Genomic DNA, 26,055 nt, shown 5'->3' with positions numbered 1-26,055 from the left:
AAAAGCCGGGTCATAACCCCGGCTTTTCTGACTGAAACTGTAACTGTGTAGCTGGTGCTTTCTGCTCGCTCTTCTGCTGAATTTTATTGAAATCATCCAGGTCTTTCTGATTGGTGATCTGTCCTTTTACAAACGCTGACAAAGCTTCATTACCACATACATTTTCATTGCATGACAGACCGGTTTCCCGCATGGTCTGGATATATTCTGTTACGAGATTTTTAGTCACCGACTGATCCGGGTGCCAATAGTCTTTCCGCACTACTTCCAGCATACGGGAGATCATCACCTGGTAAGCATATAAATTATGCCCTTCAGCAAATTGTTTTTTGCGCCGGGTATTGATGTAGGTATTGTATAACTGCTGCCAGTTATTTTCATCAATCGCTTCGGGTACGGTGACCTGCCAGCCCCATACGTTCGCAACCACTTTATTGATCATTCTGCCACCGGCGTAGCCTTCCTGCAGCATTTTGTCTATCCATCGGGGATTCAGGTACCGGCTTTGCAATTCCTGGCCGATGTAGGTATCCAGTGATTCCTGTACACCTTTTCCTTTTGTTAGATTAGAAATAACTACGGCAGGAGATTTACCATCGATCGCCCTTATAGCCATCGCAGCACCTCCAAGGTATTGGAACAGGTCATCATTATCCAGTGCGCCATAGAGATTGGAGGAGCGACTGTGCACTACGACCTGTGTGCCGGAGAGCGTGCTTTTCATCAGTTGCATACTGAGGTTTTGTGGTAAGCTGCTATCGATCGCCTCTGCTTTATCACCCCAGAAATGCTGGCCGTATAAGTGGCTCATCCTGTTAAAGTATACATCAGATACCTGTGTTTCATCATTCCAGGTACCTGAGGATTGGATCACATCATCGAGGCCGGTGCCGTAGGCGCCACTGGGTACGGAGAACATTCTGACAGCGGCGAGCCTGGCAGCGAGGGAGTCGTCGATACCGCCGGCTTTTAGTTTTTGTTGGGTAGCTAAAATATGCCTGCGCACATAGTTATCCGGTTCATCTGCTTCTTTCACAAGAGAGACGGCTTTGTCTAAAAGTTCCATCAAATTAGGGAACATATCCCTGTATAAACCAGATGGAATAATGACGACATCTACTCTTGGACGGTTTAACTGCGAAAGCTTTACACCGCTTACCCGCCCAAAGCTATCGTAAGTAGGTTCTACCCCCATGAGCCGTAATATCTGTGATTCAATCACGCCTTCATGCCGGATCGTCTCTGTAGACCAAAGATTGAATGTGACCTTTTCAGGAAAAGTATCACAGCGGGCAATGAGTTCTTCGGCCAGATCACTGCCGGCTTTGTATACATCTTTAGAGGGTAGTTTAGCCGGATCGAAAGCATAAAAGTTCTTCCCTGTAGGCAGAGATGCAGGATTACGAATAGGATCATTTCCCTGCCCTGCGGGGATGTATTTTCCATTGAGGGCATCCATGAGTGCATTCATTTCAGCAGGACCACTGGCAATGACATTGCGGTTGGTATCAGGCGGCGAGACACCGAAAGTATGGAGACCAAAGGGTGTTTGTTTTTCGCCTGTTTCCTGTACGAAATGTTCAAGCGATTGAATGCCTTTATTAAATTCTTTTGTAAGGGAAAGTTGGACACAGCGTGCTTTGATGGCCCCTAGTTTTGCATTTGCCAATACCTCGCTCTTTTCTTTTGCAGCCATGTATTCATTGATCAGCGCACCTAATTCTTTCATCTGCGGGTTTAACCCTGCACTATCAAATGGTGGTGTCATATGATCGATCACGATGGCCATCCCTCTTCTTTTTGCCTGTAATCCTTCACCTACATCATCTACGATGTAGGGATAAATGTTCACCATGTTATTGATCAGTGCTTCGGGGGCATCATCATCATTCAAACCTGTTTCCTTCCCACTCAGCCACTCGTGCGTACCATGTGTACCCAGGTGAATGAGCGCGTCTGCATGGTATTTATGTTTCAGGTACAAATAAAACGCGATATACTGATGATGTGGTGGCAATGTAATATCATGATACATGGTATTTACATCCTGATCCCAGCCACGGGCAGGTTGTGGGAGGAGCATAATATTGCCATATTGCACAGCAGGTAGTACAAAGTAAGCTTTGCCCTGCGCATCGCGCCATGTCATTATTTTCGAAAATGCAGGTGCCCCCCATTTGGCAATCACCTGTTTCTGGAAAGATACGCTTAGGGTGGCAAACCACTGCTGGTATTCTTCCATGGAAACTAATACAGGATGACCATATTTCACGAGACGATCTATTTCGGCAGGTGCCCAGGTACCGATGTTCCGTCCCTGTTTCATTACGTCTTTGAATACAGACAAGCTATCACTACCTAAATTATATCCTTCCTGCTGCATTCTATGGAGAATCGTTTCCATACTGGCAGGTAATACATTCAGGTAACTGGCGCCTACATTATCTTTACCCGGAGGGTTGGAATAATATACGATTGCAATATGTTTGTCTTTGTTAGGTTGGTTTTGCAGGTTGATCAAGGCAGTCATCCTGTCTACGAGGCGTTTTACACGATCCGGAATGACGGTTTTTTCTACGATGCCATTCCTTAACTCCTGGCTACTGGTAACCGTAGGTTGTATTTGTCCTGTCAGTTCAGGTCTGCTCAGGTACATCCCTCTTGCAAAGATACTGAGACCCGTCTTTGAATGTGCCCATTCTTCATAACTGCCATCTAACTGAATAATACTGATAACAGGGATCTTCATTTTTGCAAACTGTTCCTGTAATGCTTCTGTAGATGATCCTGTTAAGGTAGATGCTGTAATGAGCAGGTTGAGATCAGCACCGAATTGCTTTAAAGCATTTACCATCGGGAAACCAAAGAAAGGCATAACATTGTACCCTGCCAGTTCCAGCGCTTCCACATGTTTATCTATGTATCCATGTTGCCCTGTCAGGAACTCGTAACGAAAACTATAGAGGCCGATCCAGGGCTGGCCGGGTTTGTAATGTTTGTAGGTATTTTTATAAATTTCAACACTACTACATACTGAATCGGTGGTAAGATTATAGATCGCATTCTCCGGGTAGCGGATCACGTCTTTGTAATCTAAGTTGGTTTTGAAGTCTTTGTTCAGGCAGAAGCGTACCATGTTTTTAAGGTTCTCCAGGCTCGCCTGCGCAAAGTAGCTCAATACCTTCTGGTTGAAGATGACACCATCCTTTTTATAGCTTTCCTCATCGGGGGTGGTGCCCAGTACGTAAACTTTCGCGCCATGTGAGACTGCCTTTATTATTTGTGGGCGTACCTGTTCGAATACCGAAGAGGCATGGATATATACAAATATGAGATCAGACTGCCCCAGCCATACCGCCTGTGCACTATCATAAGAAGCTGTGGAGAATACATGCATATTGCAGTCATTCGCCAATAACTCCTTTACCCTGGCACCTGTCTGACTAAAATTGTCAGACAGGACCAGGCTTACTTTTACCTGGGCGGATATAATTGTGGTAAATAACATTGCCCATAACAGGATCACTGATTTCTTCATAAATTATAAGATACGCCTACATTAAATGAGCGGCGGGGTGCATAATAATAACTGGTGGCAGAGCCATAGTAGCCGTAATACAACTTATCAAACAGGTTCAAAACATTGGCATATACATTGAATTTTGCGATCTGTTTTGCGACCCTTATATCAAATACAGTGGTAGCTGCCAGCTCTCTTGCTTTGGTATTTTCCAGATCACCATAACTTTTATCGGCATACCTTACCCAAACACTTGCATCAAAGAGTTTGGCTTTTGAAAATGCGATACCGCCATCCAATCGATGATGCGGGTTGCCGTCCATTTCATTGCCTTCGTAGGCGGTATTGGATTCGTACCTGAGGATCTTTGAGTTATTGTAGAAATAACTCAGTATCGTGGTGAGATAAGGTGCCACTTTGTAACGTACAGATGCCTCTATACCTGAGAGCCGGACTGCACCGATATTAATGTATTGACGTACAGCCCATGAACCCGGATCAAAGTATGAGGGCACCTTTGAAGCATCTATGAGCACCGCATCCAGGAAGTCTTTATAGCGGGATGTGTAAGCGGTAGCAGCTACTTCCAGCACCTGACCGATGGTATAATCAGCACCTGCTTCTACAGAATACACCATCCGCTCAGGTTTCAGATCCGGATTTCCTAAGCGGAAAGTACTACCCAGCAGTGACGAATTGTACATGTAATACATACTGGGCGCCTTGAAGCCCATGGCATATACAGCCCTGAGCCGGAACTGGTCATTGATACGATATACTACACCTGCTTTGGGAGACAATACTGACGAAGAAGCATTGCTGTAATGAATAGCCGTCGGTGTACCACTTTGGTTATCGTAAAATTTACCATTGTTATTGTGCCAGTTATCCCAGCGCAAGCCTACATTGAAATTCAGGGAATTGCCTACAGACAGATCATCATTTATAAATAAGGAATAGAAATTCTGATTGCCGGAATAGTTTTGATTGCCTTTGCCGTAATAATATTTTTCTGATGACAATTTATTTAATCTTATATCTCCGCCAATAGTCAGGTCATTTACGCCTATTTTACGGCTGATCTTCCCAATAAAACCCATTACATCAACAGGTACATTAGTTGTATAATAGTTAGTGCTAAAGGCCCCTTTTTCCGTATTGTAATTCAGGGCATCCGTATTCATTTTCTCATGATTATAATAAGCGGAAGCGCTATAGTCGAACCAGTTATTTTTTCCTGTATACCGCAGGAGGAAATTGGCTACATTGTTTTTCTCCTTATATAATATGGATGTACCGGAAGCGGGGTTTTCAGTGTGCAGGTCTACGATACCTTCCAGTTTGGATCGTTCATTCAGCTGATACACGACCTTTACATTTGCATTTAATAATTCCATGACTGGCTTTTGGTAATAGCTTTTCCATAGGCTATCTGCCATGTATTGGTAACCACCTGTTTTCTTATACTCTATAAATGCAATAATGCCAAAGCCGTTGTTAAAGAGCTTACCGGCTTTCACATTAGTGATTAAAGTATTCATAGATCCATAGCGTACATCTGCGCCGAACGTGGTTTGTTTGCGGGGATTTTCAGTCACCAAATTAATCGTACCCCCCATAGAACTGGAACCGTAAATAGAAGACCCGGGACCGCGTACAACCTCAATTCTTGCAATACTGTTGGACGCAATGCTGTTCCATAAGGAAACCCCACCGGTGTAAGTATCATTTAATGGAATGCCATCTTTCAGGATCAGTGTACGCCCTGCGGAGCCAGTACCTCTCAGGGTTACAGTGGTGTGAGAACCAGTAGTGGTCAATCCCCTGTTTCGATCTACTGCAACGCCGGGTATGTATCTTAATGCCTCATCAATGGTTTGTATCTGTTTCATCTCAGGATCACTGCTCTTGATGATAGAGACGCTGGATGAGATCTTTCGCAGCTCTACCGGCATGGCGGATGCCGTGACGGTTACTTCATTTAATGGTGTCTGCGCGTGAGTTTGGAGCACGCAAAATAACAGCAATAATATGCCGGGTATAGTCCACTTCATTGTAATATTTTGAAAAAATAAGCCCTGCGCGAACGGGTGTTCACGTCATAAAAAAAAAACAGTCAGGCTATTGCAGGCGGGCCGCGAAGTGGGTAGTGAAGGGAGGTGAGGGAAATAAAGCCTGCTGTATATGCAACATACTGCTGTACGACAGGCTGTAAAGGAGGGAAATAAGTGGGCAGACCCGGTACCTCCACATCTCTGGTGAGGTGAAAGTCGCAAATGGCGCAATGATGACCGGGCTGCTGAAAAGAAATTATCTGCAATTGTCGCCCCTCCCCCTGCGGTTCGGCATGGTGGTGGAACATCTTTACACTGTGTACTACTGCCAGTAAGGCAAGCAGGCACCAGGCAAGACATCTTTTGAAGATGATATTTCTCTTATCAGACACGCGGCAAAGATATAAGATCATCCCCAATAAATGCAACAATGTTTTATTTTTTATTCAACCACTCTAATCGACGCTGGTCAGGTAAATGCTTTACGGTAAAGTTATCGAACTTTGCTTCGAAACCCTGTCCATCAGGAGAAGCAGCCATCAGACCTACCATTACAGGGCGATTGTCCTGCAAAGGACAGTTGCGGGTCATGACATAATTCACATCGTCAAAAGAGTAAAAGATCTCTACTGCATCCAGTCTTCTTACGGCTTTGATCCAGATGAACGGCGGCACCTTTTCCAGGGTGGTTACAGACCAGTCGCTGGTTTTGTGGGTCACAACGGTGCTTACATTGAACTTACCATCTACAAACTCCACTCCTGTCTTGATATAGTTTTCCTGGTCTGTTCTGATCATCAGGCCCATCTGATCGAAACGTGCTTTATAATTGCCGGTGAGTTTTACCTTTACTTCAAATTCCCCGCCGTAGTTAGCATAATAAAAAGGAGCGTCGTCTACCGTAAAGCCATAGTGGGAAATACGCCAGTAATCTGTTTGCGGGGTCACGAACATAGTCAATGCCTTATCCTTAATATCCCATCTGGCGGGTTCGTTATACCACTGCATTTTCTCAAGGGTCTGTGCAGATAGGCTCTGCATGGCGATGAGGGAAGCTACGGTCCAGAGAATCTTTTTCATACCTGTTGAATTATTATTTTTGCAAATGTAAATGCTGGTTATGCAACGTGCAATGGTTAATAATAACCAAAATATACTGAATGATACGCTGTTGACGCAATCCTTTTCGCAACAGGATTCTCCGCTGGCCCAGTGCCAGTTGGTCGCGAAGATGTATGCGGGTATCGAAAATGCGGTGGCGGTACTGAGTGACCTGAAGGCTAACAGGAGTTATATCTATTCCGGTGGCGTGGGGGCCGCATTGGGACTGGACATTGGATCGGAGGTCGACTCTATCTGGGAAGAAGATTTATTTAGCCGGATACGGCCGGATGACCTGGAAGCAAAACATGCGATGGAACTTCAATTCTTCCATATGCTGAAGGACCTGCCGAATCATGAACGATACGATTACTATGTAAACAGTATTCTTCATATGCGGAATGCCCAGGAGGAATATGTACCAGTGCAACACCGTATGTTCTATATCAGGAGTGCGGATAATGGCAGTGTGTGGATGGCGCTGTGCCTGTACAATTTTCCTCCGCAGCAGGTGGAAAGTGATAATTATTTCGGGCGGATCGTGAATTCAAGAACGGGAAAAATCATGTTGCCAGACAGGCAACAGGTCAATGATATTCTCTCAGAAAGAGAAAAAGATGTACTGCGTATGATCAGGACTGGCAGTAGCAGTAAGGAGATTGCAACGCGGTTTTCTATTAGTGTGTATACGGTGAACAGGCACCGGCAGAATATTCTGCAAAAGCTGCATGTGAACAACTCCATGGCAGCTTTAAGGATTGCTGACGCTATTCATCTGTTAGAGAATTAGCCTACATTTGCCCAATGAAAACTATAATTACCACCCTTATATCCCTTTCACTATCAACCGGGATATATGCGCAAACCTTGAAAGTACCAGCTGCCAGCAGCGAGACCAGCATCACACAAAAAGTAGGTATTCACGATGTAACATTAAAGTACAACCGTCCAAACATGAATGGTCGTAAGATCTTTGGTGGCCTGGTACCTTACGGTTCCGTATGGAGACTGGGTGCGAACGGTATTCCTGCTATTACCTTTGAAGATGCGGTAAGCATAGAAGGTCACAAGATCGAAGCAGGAACTTATGGCCTGTTCGCTATTCCTGAAAAGGATAAATGGACGATCATCATCAGCAAAAAATCCAATCAGTGGGGTTCCTATTCCTACAGCAAAGAGGACGATCTGTTGCGTTTTGATGTAAAGCCATCAACCCTGCCTTATGCAGTAGAAACTTACACCATGGCTTTCGAAAATGTAAAGCCCGCTGCTGCTGTATTGAGCATTTCATGGGATCATACACAGGTGCAACTGCACATGACGGTCGATCAGAAAGCTGAGATCATGGCAAGCATTGATTCTGCTATGGCGACAGAAAAGAAGCCTTACATGCAGGCAGCACAATATTATTACGACAATAATATCGATGCTAAAAAAGCGCTGGAATGGATCAATGAAATGGACAAGGCACAGCCAAACGTATTTTATATTAAATACTGGAAAGCGAAGATACAGTTGAAAGCTGGTGATAAAGCCGGTGCAATTGCTTCTTCCAAAGAGAGTATAGAGCTGGCAAAGAAAGAAAATATACAGGAGTATATCAACCTCAACAACGAGTTTCTGAAGCAGGCAATTAAATAAAAAATAATAGCGGGGTGCCCCGCTATTATTTTTTATAACCTAAGCCGCCCGCTCACAAGTATCAATAATATCCGCTGCAATCTGGTTCAGGTCATGCAGATTTTGCGGCTTTACGATATACCTGAATGCTCCGGCGTTCAAACATTGTGTTCTAAAGTGATGAGAATTGGACGTACTCCAAACTATTTTGGGAATGCTGATGAGCCTGTGGATTTCTCCAATCCGCTCCAGCACCTGTAGGCCATTGATGCCCGGCATGTTGTAATCCAATACTATTAAACAAGGTGTGTCATCCTCCCTGGAAGATAAATAATGTAAAACCTCAGACCCGTTATTGAATAATTTAATACAAATAGCTGGCGCTATTTTATGAATGGCTTCAGAAAGTAGTGTCTGGTCTTCAATATCATCATCTACCAGTAAAATGGTAATCTGGTCTTTGCACATAAGTGTAAATCACCCGGCTATTGGGGCGCCGCAAAATTAGTAATTTTTATTAATTTCAAGTAATGAATGATATAAGAGATTTCTCTACAATTTTTGATACCTGAAATGCTGTTGTAGAGACCGGCGAACCTATCCAGTAAGAGATTCCCCGATTAGCTGCGCCCGCTACCTACCCCCTGTTGCAAATTTGAAATGCACGATTTGGGTATCTTCAAAGATACCTCCTCCTGCCTCTTTGAAGATATTTCCATCCCTGCAGGATACGCATTTTAGTCGGCTGTAAGCGTATACACCTTGGAGTAAGTGCGGGTCCTGTCCTTATTATACCAGATAGAAAACGCAATAAATTCGCAATTTTCGCCCAGGAATCTTCCTCTCATATCGAAACCGGGGAACTGGCAAACAATTGCCCGTTTGTCAGAAACTGAAAATGTTCCGATATCATTTGTATCAAATTCCTCTCCATCATACCTGGACTGGTCTACAATCTTAGTAGTGAGGACTACTTCATTCTTTTCTTCTGTAAAACGTAAAGTGGTTTTGTAGATATAGCCGTCAAAATTTCCGCCGGCCACCCAGTCAATGTCTGCATCAATAGGGCCGTCATACGCCTTGTCAAATACGATCTTTTCAATACTCATAGGATAGTAAAATATGGGACCGTAAATTATAAAAAAATATCAAATATCCAATTTATAGCTTTAATTCATCACCTTTAGGATCTCTGTTAGTATTTGCCATCTTTAATATTCTCCTCATTCTCATAAAAGACACGCCTGACATATAACCGATGTTCAGCTGTAATCTAAACCCGCTATAGCGCTCCAATCCGCCGATGTAAGGACTGTACTTCGGCGTCCAGATGTATTTGGCAGAAAAGTCGTACGTGAGGCGTTTTCCCACGCGGGTGAACATTCCAAACCCACCTTCCAGTGCAAATTTCTGCTGGGAGTAGTCCGTAGAGCCGATACCGCTGGCCTCACTGCCCTTTACTTTGATCAGGGTGGTATTCACGGCCCCTACCCCGAATAGCAGGTAGGGTTTCGGCTCAGCTGCCAGCATGGACCTGAAGTAATTCCGCTTTGCCATCAGCAGCCCGGTTTCTATATCGTCTATCTCTTCGGAAGCAGCGATTTCTTCGTCCAGCTGGTGAATCTTAATCCATTGCCGCTGCTTGTACCCCTCACTGTAAATGCCTTTCAGGCCCCACTTCAGGTAAGTGAAGTTAGACAGGATCATTCCCATTGAAGAATTGATGGCAATACTGTTGGTACCTGTTATGGACATAAACCGTTCCGTCCTGTTGAGGGTCAATTCATTCCCGATGCGGTGCCGGTCGGTGATAAAGTTCTCAGTAGCAAAGCCAAAGAAGAACTTCCGTTCAGTGATACTGACCCTTGTTTTCATATCTTCCCCGCTTCTGAAACCATCCGGGATGAGGGTAACACCCAGGGGTATACTGAAAACGGTATTCCCCTGATAATGATCCAGCAATTCGTCTGACAGCTCCTTTTTAATGTGTTTATACATTTTTTCGTAGCGTTCCAGCCTTTCCACTTCCCATTCATAATCGTTTTCACCATTCATCTTCCGCTTTTGGATATAGTACATGGTATCCGTTGGTATTTCGCCGGTGCCCAGGGTATAATGGGTCTTTTTCCGTTCCCTGTTCACCTTATGCATTGGGAACATCACATCGCCCACATAGGTCGATACAATAGACATACTGGGTTGCATGAACATCATGCCCGGCCAGGTCGTAAAGTAATCCGGTACGATAGACATGGCAGGAACCATAGTAACACCGACAGCGGCGCCTTCCAGGCCCATGTTGACCATACGGATACCTTTGATCTGGCTCAATTTGATGGTATCGTATTCATGCATCGGGATCTTGTTGGGCAGGCGGATGGGAAGTGGGATAGGCAATGGAATGGGTGGTACAGGGATAAATGGAGACCGTTTTAAAAATATAAGGGCACTATCCGTCACTCCCATCAGGTTGGATTCGACAAAATAAGTATGTTTTCTTAAGTCGGTGCGGGTAAGCGGTTGTTCCATCTTCAGTTTCTTGTCGGACCAGAACCACAACCTGATAAAATTACCCATTTTAACCGTGTCAGTTTTTCCTGTCTTTTCATTCAGAATAAGCAGTACTTTTTGCGTACGCCCGGTTGGCATAGGGGGACCGGGAGGCTGTGACCAGACAGACAAAGGAATAAAAGCAAGTAGCGTGACAGGCAATAAATACTTCATCTGACAAATCTATATTCCTATATAGCCGGCAGAAAATAATAAGGGAAAACCATGCTATTTTATTGGAGAATCGTCATCACACTACTTCGATAAGTATCGCCTACCGGCAGCTTTTTCCCTGCCACCGTGACGTAACGGCTGGTAATTGCGCTCACCCTGGGGCGAGGTACGATGTAAGATCTGTGTATGCGCATGAACTGATGCCCCGGCAAGCGGCTCATCATCTCTTTCAGCGACATCATCGACAATAAGGGATGTGTGGCCGATGTGGTATAGATCTTAACGTAGTTGTTTAACCCTTCGATATAAAGGATGTCTTTCAGCTGCACATTCCTCGTTTCATAGTCGGCCCTGATAGTCAGTGAGTGCGCCATTTCCTGCAAATCTTTCTGCATACCGGCTTTCAGGATCGCCTGTTCAAAACGCTCTTCCGAAAAGGGTTTCAACAGGTAGTCAACCGCCGCTACGTTAAATCCTTCTAATGCATACTCCGGATGCGCGGTTGTGAAGATCACCATAGGTCGCTGTGGCAACGATCTGTAAAAAGAAAAACCATTTACATCCGCCATTTCTATATCCAGCAGGATCAGGTCTACATGATTGCTGGCCAGGTATTGATATGCCTGCTCCGGATTGGTAAATTGTCGTTTCAGCCTGATCCCGTTTAGTTTTTTGCTGAATAGAGATAGAATTTCGTGGGCGATCGGCTCGTCGTCGATAGTAATAGCATCTAAAGGTCTCATAAATTTACACTGAGTTGAACGATGAATTGATGCGTTTGCTGGCTGATGGTCAACGTGTATTGATCGGGATAAATTAAATCCAGTCTGCGTTTTACATTTTTGATACCAACACCGTCATTCGAAGCGGTTTTTACAATTGTATTTGTTGCAGAAAAATGAAGTGTATCTGTGGTTGTGATTATTTGTATCAGCATTTGTGTGTCCCTGCTGGAAGAGATACCATGTTTGAAACTATTCTCGATAAATGGTATTAAGATAAATGGTGCAATCTGTTTTGTGCCTACCTCACCGGTGATGCGCAGTGATACCTGGTTATTCAAACCAAGCCTGAGCTGTTGCATCTGGCAGTAGTTGCTGATATGGTCCAGTTCTTTGGCAAGCGATACTTTGTCTGCATTACTTTCGTATAATACATACCGCATCATGTTTGCCAGTTTCAGAATATACGCAGGTGTTTTTTCTGATTGCTGTATAGATAACCCATAAATGCCATTCAGCGTATTGAAGAAAAAATGTGGCTGCATTTGTTGTTTCAGGGCGGACAATTCAAAGGCCGTCTTTTCTTCTGACAACTGTTTCCATTCATAACGTTTGCGGGCGATGTACGATAACATGAAAGCTGCTGCCAGCAAGACTAACTGAGGTACCGGAAAGTGAAGCTGATCTAAAAAGCGAACCCCTGAAAAAAGGTAGTTGAGTATTGCCGGAACATAAATCACGCATACTGCATAGGCGATCAATACCAGGAAATAAAATGCCCTTTTCCCGTAATACAAAAAGGGAATAAAGACATAAAAATTCAGGAAATAGCCGCCTGCCGCCATCACATTGTCCAGCATCACGGAATAGTACAATTCCCGCGCAGTGATGGTCAGGAAATGCTTAGGCGGATATGGTACGAATATGGTCAGGAGTATGATGACAACTATCAGTATTGCATGAAAGGTATTTTTCATAGGGGGAAATTATAACGAAGGAAATATTCAACCTATACCCCCTGTCAGAAATCCTGAAATTCAGAGATGAAACCCCCTTTTTCGTAGACAAAAAATTGTTAAAGTTGGTTATCAATCGTTAAATTTGCTCCCCTCACCCGTTCACTGTTGTTTTTACCCGCCTTTTTATTCCCCCACTATATGAGAAACAGGAACTATTTAAAACATCAGAAAGGCCGGGAAAACTGGTTACGCCTTACTGGATGGTGGCAAATCGGGTTCGTGGTACCGTCCTCATTCGAAAATCAGGCAGAAAAGGTAGCCTGATTAAATAATATCTAAAAAATTCCGGGTCTCTTTGAAATAATTCCCGAAATATAAAATGGGTATTGACAATAATAAAAATCCTGATAACTTTGTCATCAGATGACACGACATCGGACTTAACATTTAGACTTTAATTAATACTTTAAGAAGCAATGGCAAATTATTTTAATTCTTTACCCCTCAGGGAGCAACTGAACCAATTAGGTGTATGCGAGTTCATGGACATCGCTGAATTTGCTGACGGCGTAGCTGCCCTCAAGGGTAAGAAGGTAGTTATCGTTGGAGCAGGTGCTCAGGGTTTAAATCAGGGTCTGAACCTCAGAGATAGTGGTCTGGACATTTCCTACGCACTGCGTCAGGAAGCAATCGACAACAAGAGAGATTCCTGGAAAAATGCAACTGACAACAACTTCAAGGTTGGCACATTCGAAGAACTGATTCCAGGTGCAGATGTGGTAGTGAACCTCACTCCCGACAAGCAACACACTGCTGTGGTAACTAAGATAATGCCTTTGATGAAAAAGAATTCTACCCTGCTGTACTCTCACGGGTTCAACATTGTAGAAGAAGGTATGCAAATCCGTAAAGACATCACTGTTATAATGGTGGCACCTAAATGCCCGGGTTCTGAAGTAAGAGCAGAGTACCTGAGAGGCTTTGGTGTACCTACCCTGATCGCTGTTCACCCGGAGAACGATCCTGAAGGTAAAGGCCTGGAGCAGGCGAAAGCTTATTGCGTAGGTACAGGTGGCCACAGAGCTGGTGTACTGCGTTCCAGCTTTGTAGCTGAAGTAAAGTCTGACCTGATGGGTGAGCAAACCATCCTGTGTGGTCTGCTGCAAACCGGTTCTATCCTGTCTTTCGACAAAATGCTGGAGAAAGGTATCGATCCTGGTTACGCTTCCAAATTAGTTCAATACGGTGTAGAAGTAGTGACTGAAGCCCTGAAACACGGTGGTGTAAGTGGTATGATGGACCGTTTGAGCAACCCTGCGAAAATAGCTGCTTTCAAAATTTCTGAAGAACTGAAGACCATCATGCGTCCGCTGTTCCAGAAACACCAGGATGACATCATGAGCGGTGAATTCAGCAGCACAATGATGAAAGACTGGGCGAATGGTGATGCGAACCTGCTGAAATGGAGAGCTGAAACCGGTGAAACCGCTTTCGAAAAGACACCTGCCGGCGACATGAAGATCGGCGAACAGGAATACTTTGACAACTACACCCTGATGGTAGCATTCATCAGAGCAGGTGTGGAACTGGCTTTCGAAACAATGGTAGAAGCTGGTATCAAAGCTGAATCTGCATACTACGAGTCTCTGCACGAAACACCACTGATTGCAAATACTATTGCACGTAAGAAACTGTTCGAAATGAACCGTGTGATTTCTGACACTGCTGAATATGGCTGCTACCTGTTTGATCAGGCTTGTAAACCATTGCTGGCTGGTTTCATGAAGACTGTTGATACTGACCTGGTGGGTAAAAACTTCAACGAAGGTAAAACCGGTTCCGTTGATAACGCTGAACTGGTACACGTCAACGCAATCCTGCGCGACCATCCGGTGGAAGTAGTAGGAAGAAAACTGCGTAAAGCGATGACAGCTATGAAGTCTATTAAGACTGCCTAAAATATATTAAAGAGCGTGTATCTTACTTTTGATACACGCTCTTTACATTCGAATCCATGTATGCGATTCCCGGGAGTTTCATTTATAGATGATACATCCTGCCTCTTCTTCTCAGAAATTGGAATATGATGTCAGAGTCCGTTGTTAAAGTTTTAAATCTGAATGTAAGGTTTAAAGACAAGATCGTATTAGATAATTTAAACTGGAATATAGTTCGTGGACAAAACTGGGTGCTGAACGGAATAAGCGGGAGCGGAAAAACCACCCTCGCCCAACTGATAGAAACACCTAAAGGTATCGACGGCAACATCGAATATAACTTTGATAAAAACAGCCCACTTCCTCAGCAGGTACTCTACGTTTCCAACTGGTACCACTTTAAGAACTTAGAAGGCGACGCGAATTTTTACTACCAACAGCGCTATAATCGTAAACAGGCGAGAGAAACCCTTACCGTACTTGGAGATTTTAAAGTCTTTGGAAAAGAAAAGAACCTCGATTTAGCCGATGCCGATACGATTATAGATGCACTCGGATATAGAGGACTGCTGGACTCTCAGCTGATAGAACTCTCCAGCGGGGAGCACAAAAAGCTGCAATTGATCAAGGCCCTCTGGCTCAAGCCACAACTGCTAATCCTGGACCAGCCTTACGCCGGTCTGGATGTAGCTTCAAGAAAGAATTTAAACACCCTCCTGGAAGAATTTGCCCAGGTGGGATCTCAATACATTCTGATCACCAACGACTCCGGCGTACCCAATAATGTGCATCAGTATGCGCAGATCATTGATGGTAAACTGGTATCCTCTTCTACCAATGAGCATTCCAGCGAGATATTGCACGAACTGGAACCACTGCCTGAATTCCTCACGGAAAAGCCAGTATATCATGCAGCACAGGTAGTGAAGATGGTCGATATGAATATTCACTATGGTGAAAAGCAGGTACTGAATAATATTAACTGGGAAGTGAACGCCGGTGAAAAGTGGTTATTGCAGGGACACAATGGTTCCGGTAAATCAACTTTACTCAGCCTGGTCTGTGCAGATCATCCACAGTCATATGTAGATGGCCTCTACCTCTTTGGTAAACAACGTGGAAGTGGTGAAAGTATCTGGGACATCAAGGAAAAGATCGGTTTAATCAGTCCGGAACTGCACTGGTATTTTGATCCCGGTGCAACAGTATTCACCAGTATAGCATCCGGTTTTTATGATTCTATCGGGTTGTTCAAACAGCTTCCTTACTCGCAGACTGTGAAGGTAAGAGAACTGATTGCGTTCCTGAACCTGAAGGATGTACAGCATGAACTGCTCAACACCCTGCCATTGGGCAAACAACGCCTGGCACTGCTGGCGAGAGCGATCATCAAGAATCCTGAATTGTTAATTCTGGATGAACCGTGTCAGGGACTGGACAATGACCAGACACAATACTTCAATAAGTTTGTCGACAGATTGTGCGCAAACGGGACAACATTAATTTATGTAGGCCATTACGAATCGGCCCTTCCATCCTGCCTGGAAAAAAGGATTTTACTGGATAATGGACATGTGGTAAAAATAGAAACGATTCAATAGCTGACATGACTAAAATACATAGGAAAACACTTGCGGAAGAAGTTGCGGATCGCATCAACGACCTGATAGTCAATGGTACATATCAGGTAGGCGAAAAGCTGCCGAACGAAACGGATATGATGGCTTCTTTTGGGGTGGGTCGGTCGACAATCAGGGAAGCTATAAAGTTGCTTGCTAACATTGGCATACTCGATGTACGCCATGGTGTCGGTTCATTTGTAAATGAGATGGTGAGCTCCCGCGAGCCCATCGATGTTCGCCTGAGCAAGGCAGATACTAAACACATAGATGAAGTACGCGCCTGGCTGGAAATCAAGATGGCGGAGAAAGCGGCTATGAACCGTACGGAAGCGGATATCCGCAACATGGCGGAAGTGCTGCAGCGCAGGGATCACTTTGGCAAAACCGGGCAGATAGAGCAGAGTATTGATGAAGACCTGGCTTTTCATAGCTGTATGGCCCATGCCACCTGCAACCCCGTGCTGGAAGACCTGTACAAGGCGACAGCCAAACATGTAAAAAGATACCTGCTAGACACCATGAGAGATACTTCTATCATGACCTTGACACAGGATCTGCATGTAGAATTATTAGACGCTATTACCCGCCAGGATTGCGAACAGGCCATTGCCTGTATCAAAGAAATACTGGAATATTGAATATAACGTACATTTACCCCCAAAAAACCTATGAAAAAAGCCATATTTTCATTGGGGGTGGCTATGATACTGACTATTCCAACCTATGCACAACCCTTCACACAATTATTCCGGCAGGCGATAGAGTCGGGCATGTTCTCAGGACAGGCGGTGATTCTGAAAGATGGGGCTGTTTTTTACGGCAAGCAAAACGGCTTTTCTGAGAACTCTACCAAAAGACCATTGACTGCCAATACCCTGTACAATACAAATTATCTTACCAAGCAATTTACTGAAGAAATTATCCGGCAACTGATCAGCGAGGGAAAACTGGATGAACTGGCATCTGTAGACCATTTCGTAAACATTTTTCCGCCTGAGACGGGCAAGGCGATCACAGTCGCTCAATTGCTGACCATGCGATCCGGATTAGGTGATTATGAGCATAGTCCGGATTATGCGAAGATCAGGAAGACGGATTTTAAGCTCAACGACCTGTTGCAGATCATTTCCTGGCAACCGTTATTATTTAATCCGGGTACGGGCGAGGCTTATTCCAATTCCGCTTATGTGGTGCTGGGGGCGGTGATAGAAAAAATAACCGGACAGTCTTATGGCGATGCGGTGCGTACACGCATCGGGGCGCCACTGGGCATGACTTCGATCGCTTATACCAGGGCCGAGAAACTGGCGGCCACTAATCGTGCGTATGGCCAGATCGTGCATCCTGATGGGACCAAAACCAATGTGGACGATATTGAAAACGGGCATCCGGATGAGGGCGTGTATGCCACGCTGGATGATATGCTGAAATTTGTAGAGGCTAAGCGGAAACAGTTGCTTCCCTCCCATTATAGTTATCCCCTCACGATGCATATGACAGGCAGGTTGCCTACATGGACATCGGCGATCGGGTACACAGAAGATGGGTATAGTTATGTGATACTGTGTAATATGGGCGAGTCAGCTGATAGGTTGGCGCCACGGGTGATTTCAGTGATGAAGGACGGAACGTATCAACCATTTACACCGCCTACGCAGCTGACGCTGTACAAATGGATCACGGGGAATGGAATGCCTTATGTAGAGCAAAATGTGCGTTCACTTTGTGAACAGGAGGGCAGAAAATTTGATGCTGATTTTTTAAATGCCAATGGGGATATTTTTATGCAGAGCAAGCAAACGGGGTTTGGAATTGCGTTGTTTAAACTGAATGTAAAGCTATTTCCAACTTCGGCCATTGCATATGAATATTTAGGCAATGCGTATACGCAGATAGGTGATAAAGTGAATGCTGAGATCAATTATAAAAAAGTAATGGAGCTGGATCCGAAGAATGGACGAGTGAAGGATATTCTGAGTGTTAAATAGTATCTATAATGGGGCGCCTCCATACATGGGGGCGGCCCCTTTTTATTTGGGGACCTTTTCGTACATGCAATACGCATGGCCCTCCTGTTACTTATGTTGCATCCCCATTTTCAAATCGGCATATTCGATGGTTTGGATTGAAAAATACCGTTTTGCCGATCCAGGAAACTTCAGACCTTTGTAGCCGTTTATGGAACAGCTTATCGAAAATTCAAAGCCATCCTATACCGTATTGTTACTATCAGGCTTGTCACAGATCCTTTTGTGGGGCGGGTCTTACTTTCTTTTATCCGTATTATCCGGACCGATAATGCAGGAAACGGGCTGGTCGTACCAGCAGGTATACGGGTGTTTATCTTTATCGCTGTTGATTTCGGGCTTGCTATTGCCGGCTATCGGGAAGATGATCCAGCAATACGATCAGAACTTCATCCTGCATTATACGGGGATTATAATGGGCATAGGGCTTATTATAATTGGTTATGCTCAAAGCTATTTGCTGTTTGTACTGGGTTGGATCGTGATTGGTGTAGGCATGGGCATGGGGCTGTACGATGCCCTCTTTGCTTCGCTGGGAAAGCTATATGGCAGCAAGGCGAAAAAGGTGATTGTATGGGTTACACTGATAGCCAGTCTGGCGCCTTCTATATCATGGCCCTTTACTTCGTTTTTACTCCATGAATTGGGCTGGCGGCATACCTGTTTCACACTTGCAGGGATCTTAATGTTGGGGATCTATCCTATTCATAAATACATATTCCGGCCCACCATCATAAAGGAAACGATCACCCAACGGCACAGTGTTTCTTTCCGTTCAAGGATCTTTTACCTCCTTCTTGCCAACTTTACCATCGGCGCTATTATTACCACCGGTGTAGTGATACACCTTATCGACATACTTAGCGCCAAAAAAATTGAGATGTCTGCTATATTGATGATCGTGGCCTTTCTCGGTCCCAGTCAATCCGCTGCCCGTACCCTGGAACTCATGATCGCCAACCGTAGCGCCGTCGAAATGGCGTTCATTTCTACCTTCGCTATGCTACTCGGTATCGGCCTCCTCTTCTTTCACCCCAGCCTTGCTACAATAGGAATAATTATCTTTGGGGTTGGAAACGGCATGCGATCTGTGCTGAGGGGCACTTTACCTTTAGCTATTTTTGGTCCTGAACATTACCCGCTGGTTATAGGCCGGCTGGCCCGTATGCCGCTCATCGCGCAGGCGGCAGCGCCTTTTATAGGTGGGTTTATGATCCAGCAATTCGGCACTACTATTTACCTGTGTTCACTGTGTGCACTATTATTAATCAATCTCGTATTAATCTGGAATATAAGATCATATGAACTACAACTTCAGAAAAGCTAGCCTGGAAGAACAATCGGCCATCTGGGACATCCTGGCGCAGGCCATTCAACGAAGAAAAGAAGATGGCAGCAGGCAATGGCAGGATGGCTATCCGAATCCGGCTGTAGTAAAAGAAGACATCGAAAAGGGGCATGGCTATGTGTTGACTGAAGGCGATGAAATTCTTGGCTATGTAGCCATTCTTGTCAACGACGAACCGGCTTATGCTGCCATAGAAGGCAAATGGCTCACTGATGGCGATTTCGTGGTATACCATCGTGTAGCAATCTCTGAAAAACACCTGGGAAAAGGGCTGTCCAAAATCATGCTCAAATACATAGATGAATGGGCCTTGCAGCAGGGCATTACCAGCGTAAGGGCAGATACGAACTTCGACAACCCAAAGATGATGGGCGCTTTCGAAAAAAGCGGATATGTATATTGCGGCGAAGTATTTTTCAGGGGTTCAGCCCGCAAAGCATATGAGAAAGTATTAACTAATCCTCATGCTTAAGACCGATCAGGATTTTTTTGAATTCTTTTATAGCCCTGGTTTCATAGGCTTCCTTCAGTGAGATAATATTTGTATTGCGCACCAGTGTTTTTTCATCAATCGGGATCGTCACCAGGTCCTCGTCTATCACACTCGTTTGTACGACGATGCTGTACCACTTACCTGTTTTGACGAGGTCTAATACAGTGGGAATATCATTGACTTCAATGGAAAATTTCGGGTCCAGACCATACCTGGTAAAAGTCTTACTGATAATATGACTACTGCTGTATCCCCTTGTCGCTATGACCAGGGGTAGCTGGCAGATCTCCTGCAGGGAAAGGATCTTCTTTTTCGCAATCTTTGATTGTTTGTTGGCCACCACGACCATAGGGCTGCTAAACAACTCCTGGTAAGCAAAATGGGGTACATCTATCCCTTCGTGAAAGGCGAGGCTGAAATCCAGTTCGAACTGGTCTAACCGGTCGAACAATCCCAGTGAAGAGTCGTATACTACCTTCAGGTTGATCTGAGGGAAGGTAGCGGCAAACTGTATGAGTGCTTTTGTGAAAAAGTTCTTCAGACTATACGCCACACCTACCGTGACCGTACCGACCTGCAGGTTATTCAGGTCCCTGATCATTTGCAGCCCGTCTTCCGCTTTTTTCACTGCCTGCTTGGCGTAATCTGTAAACAGGGTGCCCGCTTCCGTCAACGTGATCTGTCTGCCGATACGGTTGAAGAGCGGGGTATTCAGTTCCATTTCCAGTTGTTTGATCTGTTGCGACAGGGTGCTCTGACTGATGTGCAGCTGTTGTGCTGCTTCAGTAAAGCTAAGAAGCTCCTGTGCTTTCAGAAAATATTTAAGCTGTCTATGTTCCATCCTGGTAGCAAGTTACAATTAAGTTACACGCAACGATTGACAATGATCAGGATCATTATTACACATAATTTTCGTAATACGCAATTGCATGTAAATGTTAACCCACTGGATCTTATCAGCCTTTCTATACCTGCGGCCTTCGTAAACTTTTACCAATGTTTCACTGTGTCATGAAATTCATATTCAAAAAAAAGGGCCGCATCGCTGCGGCCCTTTTCAATTTCATTATCCTTCACAACTCTTACAAGTCACCAGGTTCGTTACCAACTCTTTGGAAACGCTCTGGCTGCGTTGATAATAGAGTGTTTTCACACCCAGTTCCCACGCTTGTATCAGTAACCTGTTCACCTCTTTTACAGGCAGATTGGAAGGTATATTCAGGTTCAGACTTTGAGACTGATCCACATATTGCTGACGGATAGATGCCTGCTGAATAATTTCCAGCTGACTGATTTCCTTGAATGTTTTGAAAACTTCTTTTTCTTCAGCGGTCAGTTGTTCCAGGTGCTGTACGCTACCATGGTTCATCATGATACTACGCCATGTTTCTTCATTGTCAATACCTCTTTCGGCCAGTAAAGCTTTCAGGTATTTATTTTTACGCATGAAGTTACCTTTTGACAGACCTGCTTTGAAATAGTTGCTGCTGAATGGCTCGATGCCAGGAGATGTCTGACCCAGGATGGCGCTGGAAGAAGTGGTTGGAGCAATCGCCAGCAGTGTGGTATTTCTCTTGCCATAACCTTTCAGCAATTCTGGTTCACCATAGATCCATGCCAGTTCTTTACTTGCTTTCTCTGCTTTGGTCTGGATATCTTTGAAGATAGAAGATGTCAGTTGTTTAGCACGTAAACCTTCGAATGGAATCATGTTCTTCTGCAGGTAAGAGTGCCAACCCAATACGCCAAGACCCAGTGCACGGTGTCTTTTTGCAAAACGGTTAGCAGGCTCCAGGAAGTGGTTACCTTCGGTCTTTACGATGAACTCCTGCAATACTGCATCGAGGAAGAATACCGCCAGTTTCACAGCGTTGGTATCTTTCCATTCGTCGTACAGTTCCAGGTTCATGGAAGACAGACAACAGATGAAGGATTCATCTTCTGTAGAAGGCAGCATGATTTCGGAACACAGGTTGCTCGCGTGGATGGTCAGGTTCTGGTCTTTGTACACCTGAGGTTTGTTCCTGTTTACATTGTCCGTGAAGAAAATGTATGGCAGACCTTTCTGCTGACGGCTTTCCAGGACTTTCGCCCAGATCTGCCTTTTCTCCATATCGCCATCGATCATGTCTTTCATCCAGTAGTCAGGCACACAAACACCATTGAACAGGTTCTGGATGGGATGTCCGATATCTTTGATAGAGAGGAATTCTTCGATGTCACCATGATCGATGTCCATATAGGCAGCAAATGCACCCCGTCTTACACCACCCTGGCTGATGGTATCCATCGCAGTGTCAAACAGGCGCATAAAGCTTACAGCACCACTGGATTTACCATTGTCAGTGACCGCACTACCACGCTCACGCAGGGAACCGAAGTAAGCAGAAGTACCGCCACCCAGTTTGGTCTGCATGATCACTTCACCCAGTTTGTGGGTGATACCTTCAATATTGTCAGGAATGTGTACGTTGAAACAGGAAATAGGCAGGCCTCTTTCTGTTCCCATATTAGCCCAGATCGGGGAGCTTAAGCTCATCCAACCCCTTTCGATCATTTCTTTGAATACATCTTTCAGCTCTGGTTTGTACAGGCGTTGTGCTGCAGCTGAACAAATTCTTTCGATGGCACCTTCTACGGTTTCACCTTTCAGTAAGTAGCCTCTGTTCAGGATCTGTTCACTCTCTTCATTTTTCCACCACAGACGGTTGCTATCCTGCTCATTGGTTACAGCAGTTTCGGGGGAGGCTGTTTCAAATAAAGTCATCATTATCAATTATAGCGTCAAAAAGTTAAAACAAATCGTGTGCTGAGATACTCTTATCAAATTTAGTATACTCTACAGGGCGTTTCGCAAAGAAGTCATCCAGGCTGTTAGAATAGATCTCTTCTTCAAACCACAACATTTTACCACTCTCCTCTGAAGATACGTTAAAAACAGGAGCGATACCGATCTGTTGTAAGCTATCATCTGCTCTCTTCTTCATGAAGTTGATCAGGTCCACTTTCTTAATTACCTCAATTTCGCCTTCGTTGAAGATCCAGTCGAGCATGCGGCTTTCAGTTTCGATAGACAATTTTACAATATCCACTACCTGCTTTATAGCTTCCGGCGTGAAAATATCAGGATATTCTTCTTTCACCTTGCTAATCAGGTAAATACCGGCATTTGCGTGAATCTGTTCATCTACGGAAGTCCATGCGATGATATTGCTTACATTTTTCATCAGTCCTCTGAATCGGGTAAATGACAGCACGATCGCAAACTGGGAGAACAGGCTCACGTTTTCGATCAGTAAACTGAACAGGATCAGGGAGATAGTATATTCTTTCTTATCGTTTGATTTCGCATTTTCCAGTGCTGTGCTCAGGTAGCTGATACGTTCCTGGATAATAGGTACTTTCATCAGTTCAGTGAATTCATCGTTGTACCCCAGTACTTCCAGCAGACGGCTGTAAGCCTCGGAGTGACGGAATTCACATTCTGCAAAGGTAGAGCCCAGACCATTCATTTCCGGCTTTGGGAAATGCTGGTACAGGTTGCCCCAGAATGATTTTACAGCTACTTCCACCTGTGCAATGGAAAGCAGACTATTCTTTATAGCGCTTTGTTCTGGTATAGATAGGTGGGCATGAAAGTCCTGAATATCAGCTGTAAAATCCACTTCTGAATGCACCCAAAAAGATTTGTTAATCGCATCAGTATACTGGAGGACCTCCGGATACTCAAATGGTTTGTACTGAACCCTCTTGTCAAATAATCCCATGTCTGATTTTCTTTAAACTTTTAAACAAATGATAAAATAAATATATCTATCACGTCAGGAGGCAAATGTCCCGATTAAATTAAAGAGAGGTGAAAAAAGAAATCAACATATGGGGATAATCAGTTTTTGGAATGATCGTTCTCCCTGCCAGGGCTGATCCAGACCAGATTTATTATAACATTAAAATTATTTAATATGTTTTACCGCCTAATAATTTATAACCCTATGCGCAACCTATTATTCTTGTTTGTGGCAAGCCTGTTGTTCGTGGCTTGTAAAAAGGACAATCAGACAACAGTAGATCCAACACTTACCGGGTACAAAGATGGACACCGGTTAAAACTGGTGAGTAAAACCCCGGAGAGATCAGATTTGCTTTCACTGGTAAGTAGGGCACGTTGATAGTGTATAATTTGCTGGTGGATGATAGTAAGCAGATAAGTAATCAGTTTCAGTTTACGATTCAATAAAAATAAAAAGGGCAGTGCTCAGGACTGCCCTTTTTATTTTCTATTTATTATGGGCTATAAACAGTGGCCACTGGTGCTCCCTCACCAATATATCCGCCATACTGGGTCTGAATAACATGGACAATGCATTCCGCTGATACGCCCCTAATATAACGAGAGATTCCATAGCCTGCTCTCTCAGGTAATGAGCGATCTCCACCTCAGGCTGCCCTTTCAATGAAACAAAATGAGCCTGCGGCGCATGCATCCCGATTAACTCTTTCACCATGCCTTCATACGGCAATTCATGTGCCTGCGGTGCCGCCTGTACTGTCACCACATTCAATGGCAAGGCATTATACACCGGCAAAATATAAGAAAACATCTTAAATGCAAAAATCGAAACAGGAGAACCATCATACAACCAGCAGATCTTCCGTACATCCGTAAAATGCCTGGGTAACAATAATACCGGGCACTTGGCATTCGCCAGAATATCTTTTACAAAAGGTGTAGGCGATTCTTCTGTAAAGGGATTCATTGTCTCACTTGCATCTATCAGCAGCATATCTGCATACCTGCTTTCTTTCAAAATACTATGGGTAACCGCCTCACTCCCCCTGCGTACATTGTAATGAATACCTGCATGCTGACACGCGTGTTCGAACTGCGCACTTCCATCCACGCTTCGCCTGCCGCCGCCACCGGCATAGGCATATTCCATCTTTTTCGCAAAAACACCTGTAATGGTCGCATTATGCTGCAACCCCATTCTTATTGCATATTGCAGGGTACTGTCACTAAACCTGGACCCGTCGAAAACAGCCACTATTTTTTTCATAACCGTGAAATTTAAATAACGCTTTATTTATGCGCAATAAATACAGGATACCTGTACTCTGAAATATAACTGGTGCAAAAACTTCTCTTAAACAGATTAGACAAACCCGATCTTCCAAAAGCCCCTGTTACCAGCATAGGCCTGGATATATCATCCAAAAACATACTCATCTCCTGCAGTTCTAACTGCTGAAAAGTAAGATTATTGTAATGCCGGCCAGCCAGCTCCTTGATATAATCTTCATCCGGCATCTCCGGCTGATGCTTATGTGTAGCATATACCAATGTGGTACTGCAATCACAGAGATCACTAAAGAGGTAAGAAAACATTTTGATAGCGAATACCGATGACCGGGTACCATCATACGCAAGTATGACATTCTCCGGATAGTCGAACTTTTCCGGCGCCACAATGACGGGACATTCAGTATCATGCAACACATCGCGCAGGTATTCGCTGGGTACTTCCAGCCGTAGATTCTCATAAAATTTCTGGCTACCCAGTATCATGAGATCTGCAAACCTGCTCTCCTTCTGTAGTTTCGAAATGGCATACGGCGAATGATCTTTGTGTACACGGAATTCAATGTTATTCCTGACACACTCATCTTCGAACCGCTGAATATTTTCATCTACCGCTTCTTCATCAATTTCAATCTGCAATGGAACATATAGACCTCCGCCTCCAAATACATACCCAAGTCCCGAAAAATCAAGTTCAGGCAGGAAGGCGCCAACCAATAGGATCTTTTCACTTTCATTCAATCTTTTAGCCAATCCAATTGCTCCATTAGAATAATGGGTACCATCAAAGGCAACGATTACTTTTCTCATGGCGTTGAATTAAGAAATAAATAATTGGGGAACGCCTT

At 44.4% G+C, this 26,055-nt stretch carries 23 protein-coding genes; 9 read left to right on the top strand and 14 right to left on the bottom strand.

The window, feature by feature from the left end; genetic code table 11:
• Positions 1 to 10: 10 nt before the first annotated feature.
• The 4 genes from SIO70_RS19290 to SIO70_RS19275 form a co-directional block, all read right to left on the bottom strand.
• Positions 11 to 3,538 carry a cobaltochelatase subunit CobN gene (locus SIO70_RS19290; RefSeq protein ID WP_320573404.1) on the bottom strand — a complete coding sequence of 1,176 codons (3,528 nt, stop codon included), beginning with the start codon at positions 3,536 to 3,538 and terminating at the stop codon, positions 11 to 13.
• Entirely contained in the window at positions 3,535 to 5,574 is a 2,040-nt protein-coding gene (locus tag SIO70_RS19285) for a TonB-dependent receptor (RefSeq protein WP_320573402.1), read from the bottom strand. The genes SIO70_RS19290 and SIO70_RS19285 overlap by 4 nt, the downstream gene beginning before the upstream one ends.
• A gap of 62 nt (positions 5,575 to 5,636) precedes the next feature.
• On the bottom strand, positions 5,637 to 5,966 hold the full coding sequence (locus tag SIO70_RS19280) for a hypothetical protein (RefSeq protein ID WP_320573400.1): 330 nt from the start codon (positions 5,964 to 5,966) through the stop codon (positions 5,637 to 5,639).
• A 43-nt stretch (positions 5,967 to 6,009) separates the two neighbouring features.
• On the bottom strand, positions 6,010 to 6,654 hold the full coding sequence (locus SIO70_RS19275) for a DUF1349 domain-containing protein (protein ID WP_320573398.1): 645 nt from the start codon (positions 6,652 to 6,654) through the stop codon (positions 6,010 to 6,012).
• Between the two features lie 40 nt (positions 6,655 to 6,694).
• Between SIO70_RS19275 and SIO70_RS19270 the strand changes: the two genes are divergently transcribed.
• Positions 6,695 to 7,465 (top strand): helix-turn-helix transcriptional regulator, encoded by a 771-nt coding sequence (locus SIO70_RS19270; RefSeq protein ID WP_320573396.1) that lies wholly within the window; start codon positions 6,695 to 6,697, stop codon positions 7,463 to 7,465.
• Positions 7,466 to 7,479: 14 nt separating this feature from the next.
• The gene (locus tag SIO70_RS19265; RefSeq protein WP_320573394.1) at positions 7,480 to 8,316 is read left to right on the top strand and encodes a DUF2911 domain-containing protein; all 837 of its coding nucleotides are present in this window, start codon (positions 7,480 to 7,482) and stop codon (positions 8,314 to 8,316) included.
• 39 nt (positions 8,317 to 8,355) lie between these two features.
• On the opposite strand, the gene SIO70_RS19260 is transcribed toward SIO70_RS19265, so the two are convergent.
• From SIO70_RS19260 to SIO70_RS19240, 5 genes are all read right to left on the bottom strand, one after another.
• Complete coding sequence (locus tag SIO70_RS19260; RefSeq protein ID WP_320573392.1) at positions 8,356 to 8,763, bottom strand: response regulator; 408 nt, start codon at positions 8,761 to 8,763, stop codon at positions 8,356 to 8,358.
• A gap of 269 nt (positions 8,764 to 9,032) precedes the next feature.
• Positions 9,033 to 9,404, bottom strand: coding sequence for a hypothetical protein (locus SIO70_RS19255; protein ID WP_320573391.1), 372 nt, complete (start codon positions 9,402 to 9,404; stop codon positions 9,033 to 9,035).
• A 52-nt stretch (positions 9,405 to 9,456) separates the two neighbouring features.
• Positions 9,457 to 11,019, bottom strand: a complete 1,563-nt coding sequence (locus SIO70_RS19250; protein ID WP_320573389.1) for a hypothetical protein — start codon at positions 11,017 to 11,019, stop codon at positions 9,457 to 9,459.
• 59 nt (positions 11,020 to 11,078) lie between these two features.
• Positions 11,079 to 11,762: a LytTR family DNA-binding domain-containing protein gene (locus SIO70_RS19245; RefSeq protein WP_320573387.1), complete on the bottom strand. Its 684-nt coding sequence runs from the start codon at positions 11,760 to 11,762 to the stop codon at positions 11,079 to 11,081.
• The gene (locus tag SIO70_RS19240) at positions 11,759 to 12,718 is read right to left on the bottom strand and encodes a sensor histidine kinase (RefSeq protein ID WP_320573385.1); all 960 of its coding nucleotides are present in this window, start codon (positions 12,716 to 12,718) and stop codon (positions 11,759 to 11,761) included. Before SIO70_RS19240 ends, SIO70_RS19245 begins: the two co-directional genes overlap by 4 nt.
• Before the next feature lie 458 nt (positions 12,719 to 13,176).
• Here SIO70_RS19240 and ilvC point away from each other — a divergent pair, with 458 nt between their 5' ends.
• From ilvC to SIO70_RS19210, 6 genes are all read left to right on the top strand, one after another.
• Positions 13,177 to 14,658, top strand: a complete 1,482-nt coding sequence (gene ilvC / locus SIO70_RS19235) for a ketol-acid reductoisomerase (RefSeq protein ID WP_320573383.1) — start codon at positions 13,177 to 13,179, stop codon at positions 14,656 to 14,658.
• 125 nt (positions 14,659 to 14,783) lie between these two features.
• The gene (locus tag SIO70_RS19230) at positions 14,784 to 16,238 is read left to right on the top strand and encodes an ATP-binding cassette domain-containing protein (protein ID WP_320573382.1); all 1,455 of its coding nucleotides are present in this window, start codon (positions 14,784 to 14,786) and stop codon (positions 16,236 to 16,238) included.
• Positions 16,239 to 16,243: 5 nt separating this feature from the next.
• Entirely contained in the window at positions 16,244 to 16,897 is a 654-nt protein-coding gene (locus SIO70_RS19225; protein WP_320573380.1) for a FadR/GntR family transcriptional regulator, read from the top strand.
• A gap of 30 nt (positions 16,898 to 16,927) precedes the next feature.
• Positions 16,928 to 18,247: a serine hydrolase gene (locus SIO70_RS19220; protein ID WP_320573378.1), complete on the top strand. Its 1,320-nt coding sequence runs from the start codon at positions 16,928 to 16,930 to the stop codon at positions 18,245 to 18,247.
• Positions 18,248 to 18,437: 190 nt separating this feature from the next.
• A complete protein-coding gene (locus tag SIO70_RS19215) occupies positions 18,438 to 19,613 on the top strand; it encodes an MFS transporter (RefSeq protein WP_320573376.1) in 1,176 nt (391 codons plus the stop codon).
• Positions 19,588 to 20,106, top strand: coding sequence for a GNAT family N-acetyltransferase (locus tag SIO70_RS19210; RefSeq protein ID WP_320573374.1), 519 nt, complete (start codon positions 19,588 to 19,590; stop codon positions 20,104 to 20,106). The genes SIO70_RS19215 and SIO70_RS19210 overlap by 26 nt, the downstream gene beginning before the upstream one ends.
• Here the strand turns inward: SIO70_RS19210 and SIO70_RS19205 are convergent.
• The 3 genes from SIO70_RS19205 to SIO70_RS19195 form a co-directional block, all read right to left on the bottom strand.
• Entirely contained in the window at positions 20,090 to 20,968 is an 879-nt protein-coding gene (locus SIO70_RS19205) for a LysR family transcriptional regulator (protein WP_320573372.1), read from the bottom strand. The two genes, SIO70_RS19210 and SIO70_RS19205, sit on opposite strands and share 17 nt — an antisense overlap.
• A gap of 225 nt (positions 20,969 to 21,193) precedes the next feature.
• Positions 21,194 to 22,897: a ribonucleoside-diphosphate reductase subunit alpha gene (locus SIO70_RS19200; protein ID WP_320573370.1), complete on the bottom strand. Its 1,704-nt coding sequence runs from the start codon at positions 22,895 to 22,897 to the stop codon at positions 21,194 to 21,196.
• Between the two features lie 22 nt (positions 22,898 to 22,919).
• A complete protein-coding gene (locus SIO70_RS19195; RefSeq protein ID WP_320573368.1) occupies positions 22,920 to 23,894 on the bottom strand; it encodes a ribonucleotide-diphosphate reductase subunit beta in 975 nt (324 codons plus the stop codon).
• Positions 23,895 to 24,119: 225 nt separating this feature from the next.
• Between SIO70_RS19195 and SIO70_RS19190 the strand changes: the two genes are divergently transcribed.
• Complete coding sequence (locus tag SIO70_RS19190; protein WP_320573366.1) at positions 24,120 to 24,296, top strand: hypothetical protein; 177 nt, start codon at positions 24,120 to 24,122, stop codon at positions 24,294 to 24,296.
• Between the two features lie 108 nt (positions 24,297 to 24,404).
• Here SIO70_RS19190 and SIO70_RS19185 read toward each other — a convergent pair whose 3' ends face one another.
• Positions 24,405 to 25,184, bottom strand: a complete 780-nt coding sequence (locus SIO70_RS19185; RefSeq protein ID WP_320573364.1) for a universal stress protein — start codon at positions 25,182 to 25,184, stop codon at positions 24,405 to 24,407.
• Between the two features lie 23 nt (positions 25,185 to 25,207).
• Positions 25,208 to 26,017 carry a universal stress protein gene (locus SIO70_RS19180; protein ID WP_320573362.1) on the bottom strand — a complete coding sequence of 270 codons (810 nt, stop codon included), beginning with the start codon at positions 26,015 to 26,017 and terminating at the stop codon, positions 25,208 to 25,210.
• Positions 26,018 to 26,055: the final 38 nt, after the last annotated feature.

It is taken from the genome of Chitinophaga sancti (assembly GCF_034087045.1).
Classification (GTDB): Bacteria; Bacteroidota; Bacteroidia; order Chitinophagales; family Chitinophagaceae; genus Chitinophaga; species Chitinophaga sancti_B.
The sequence above is the reverse complement of the archived record's forward strand: the minus strand, read 5'-3'. Positions and strand labels throughout refer to the sequence as shown.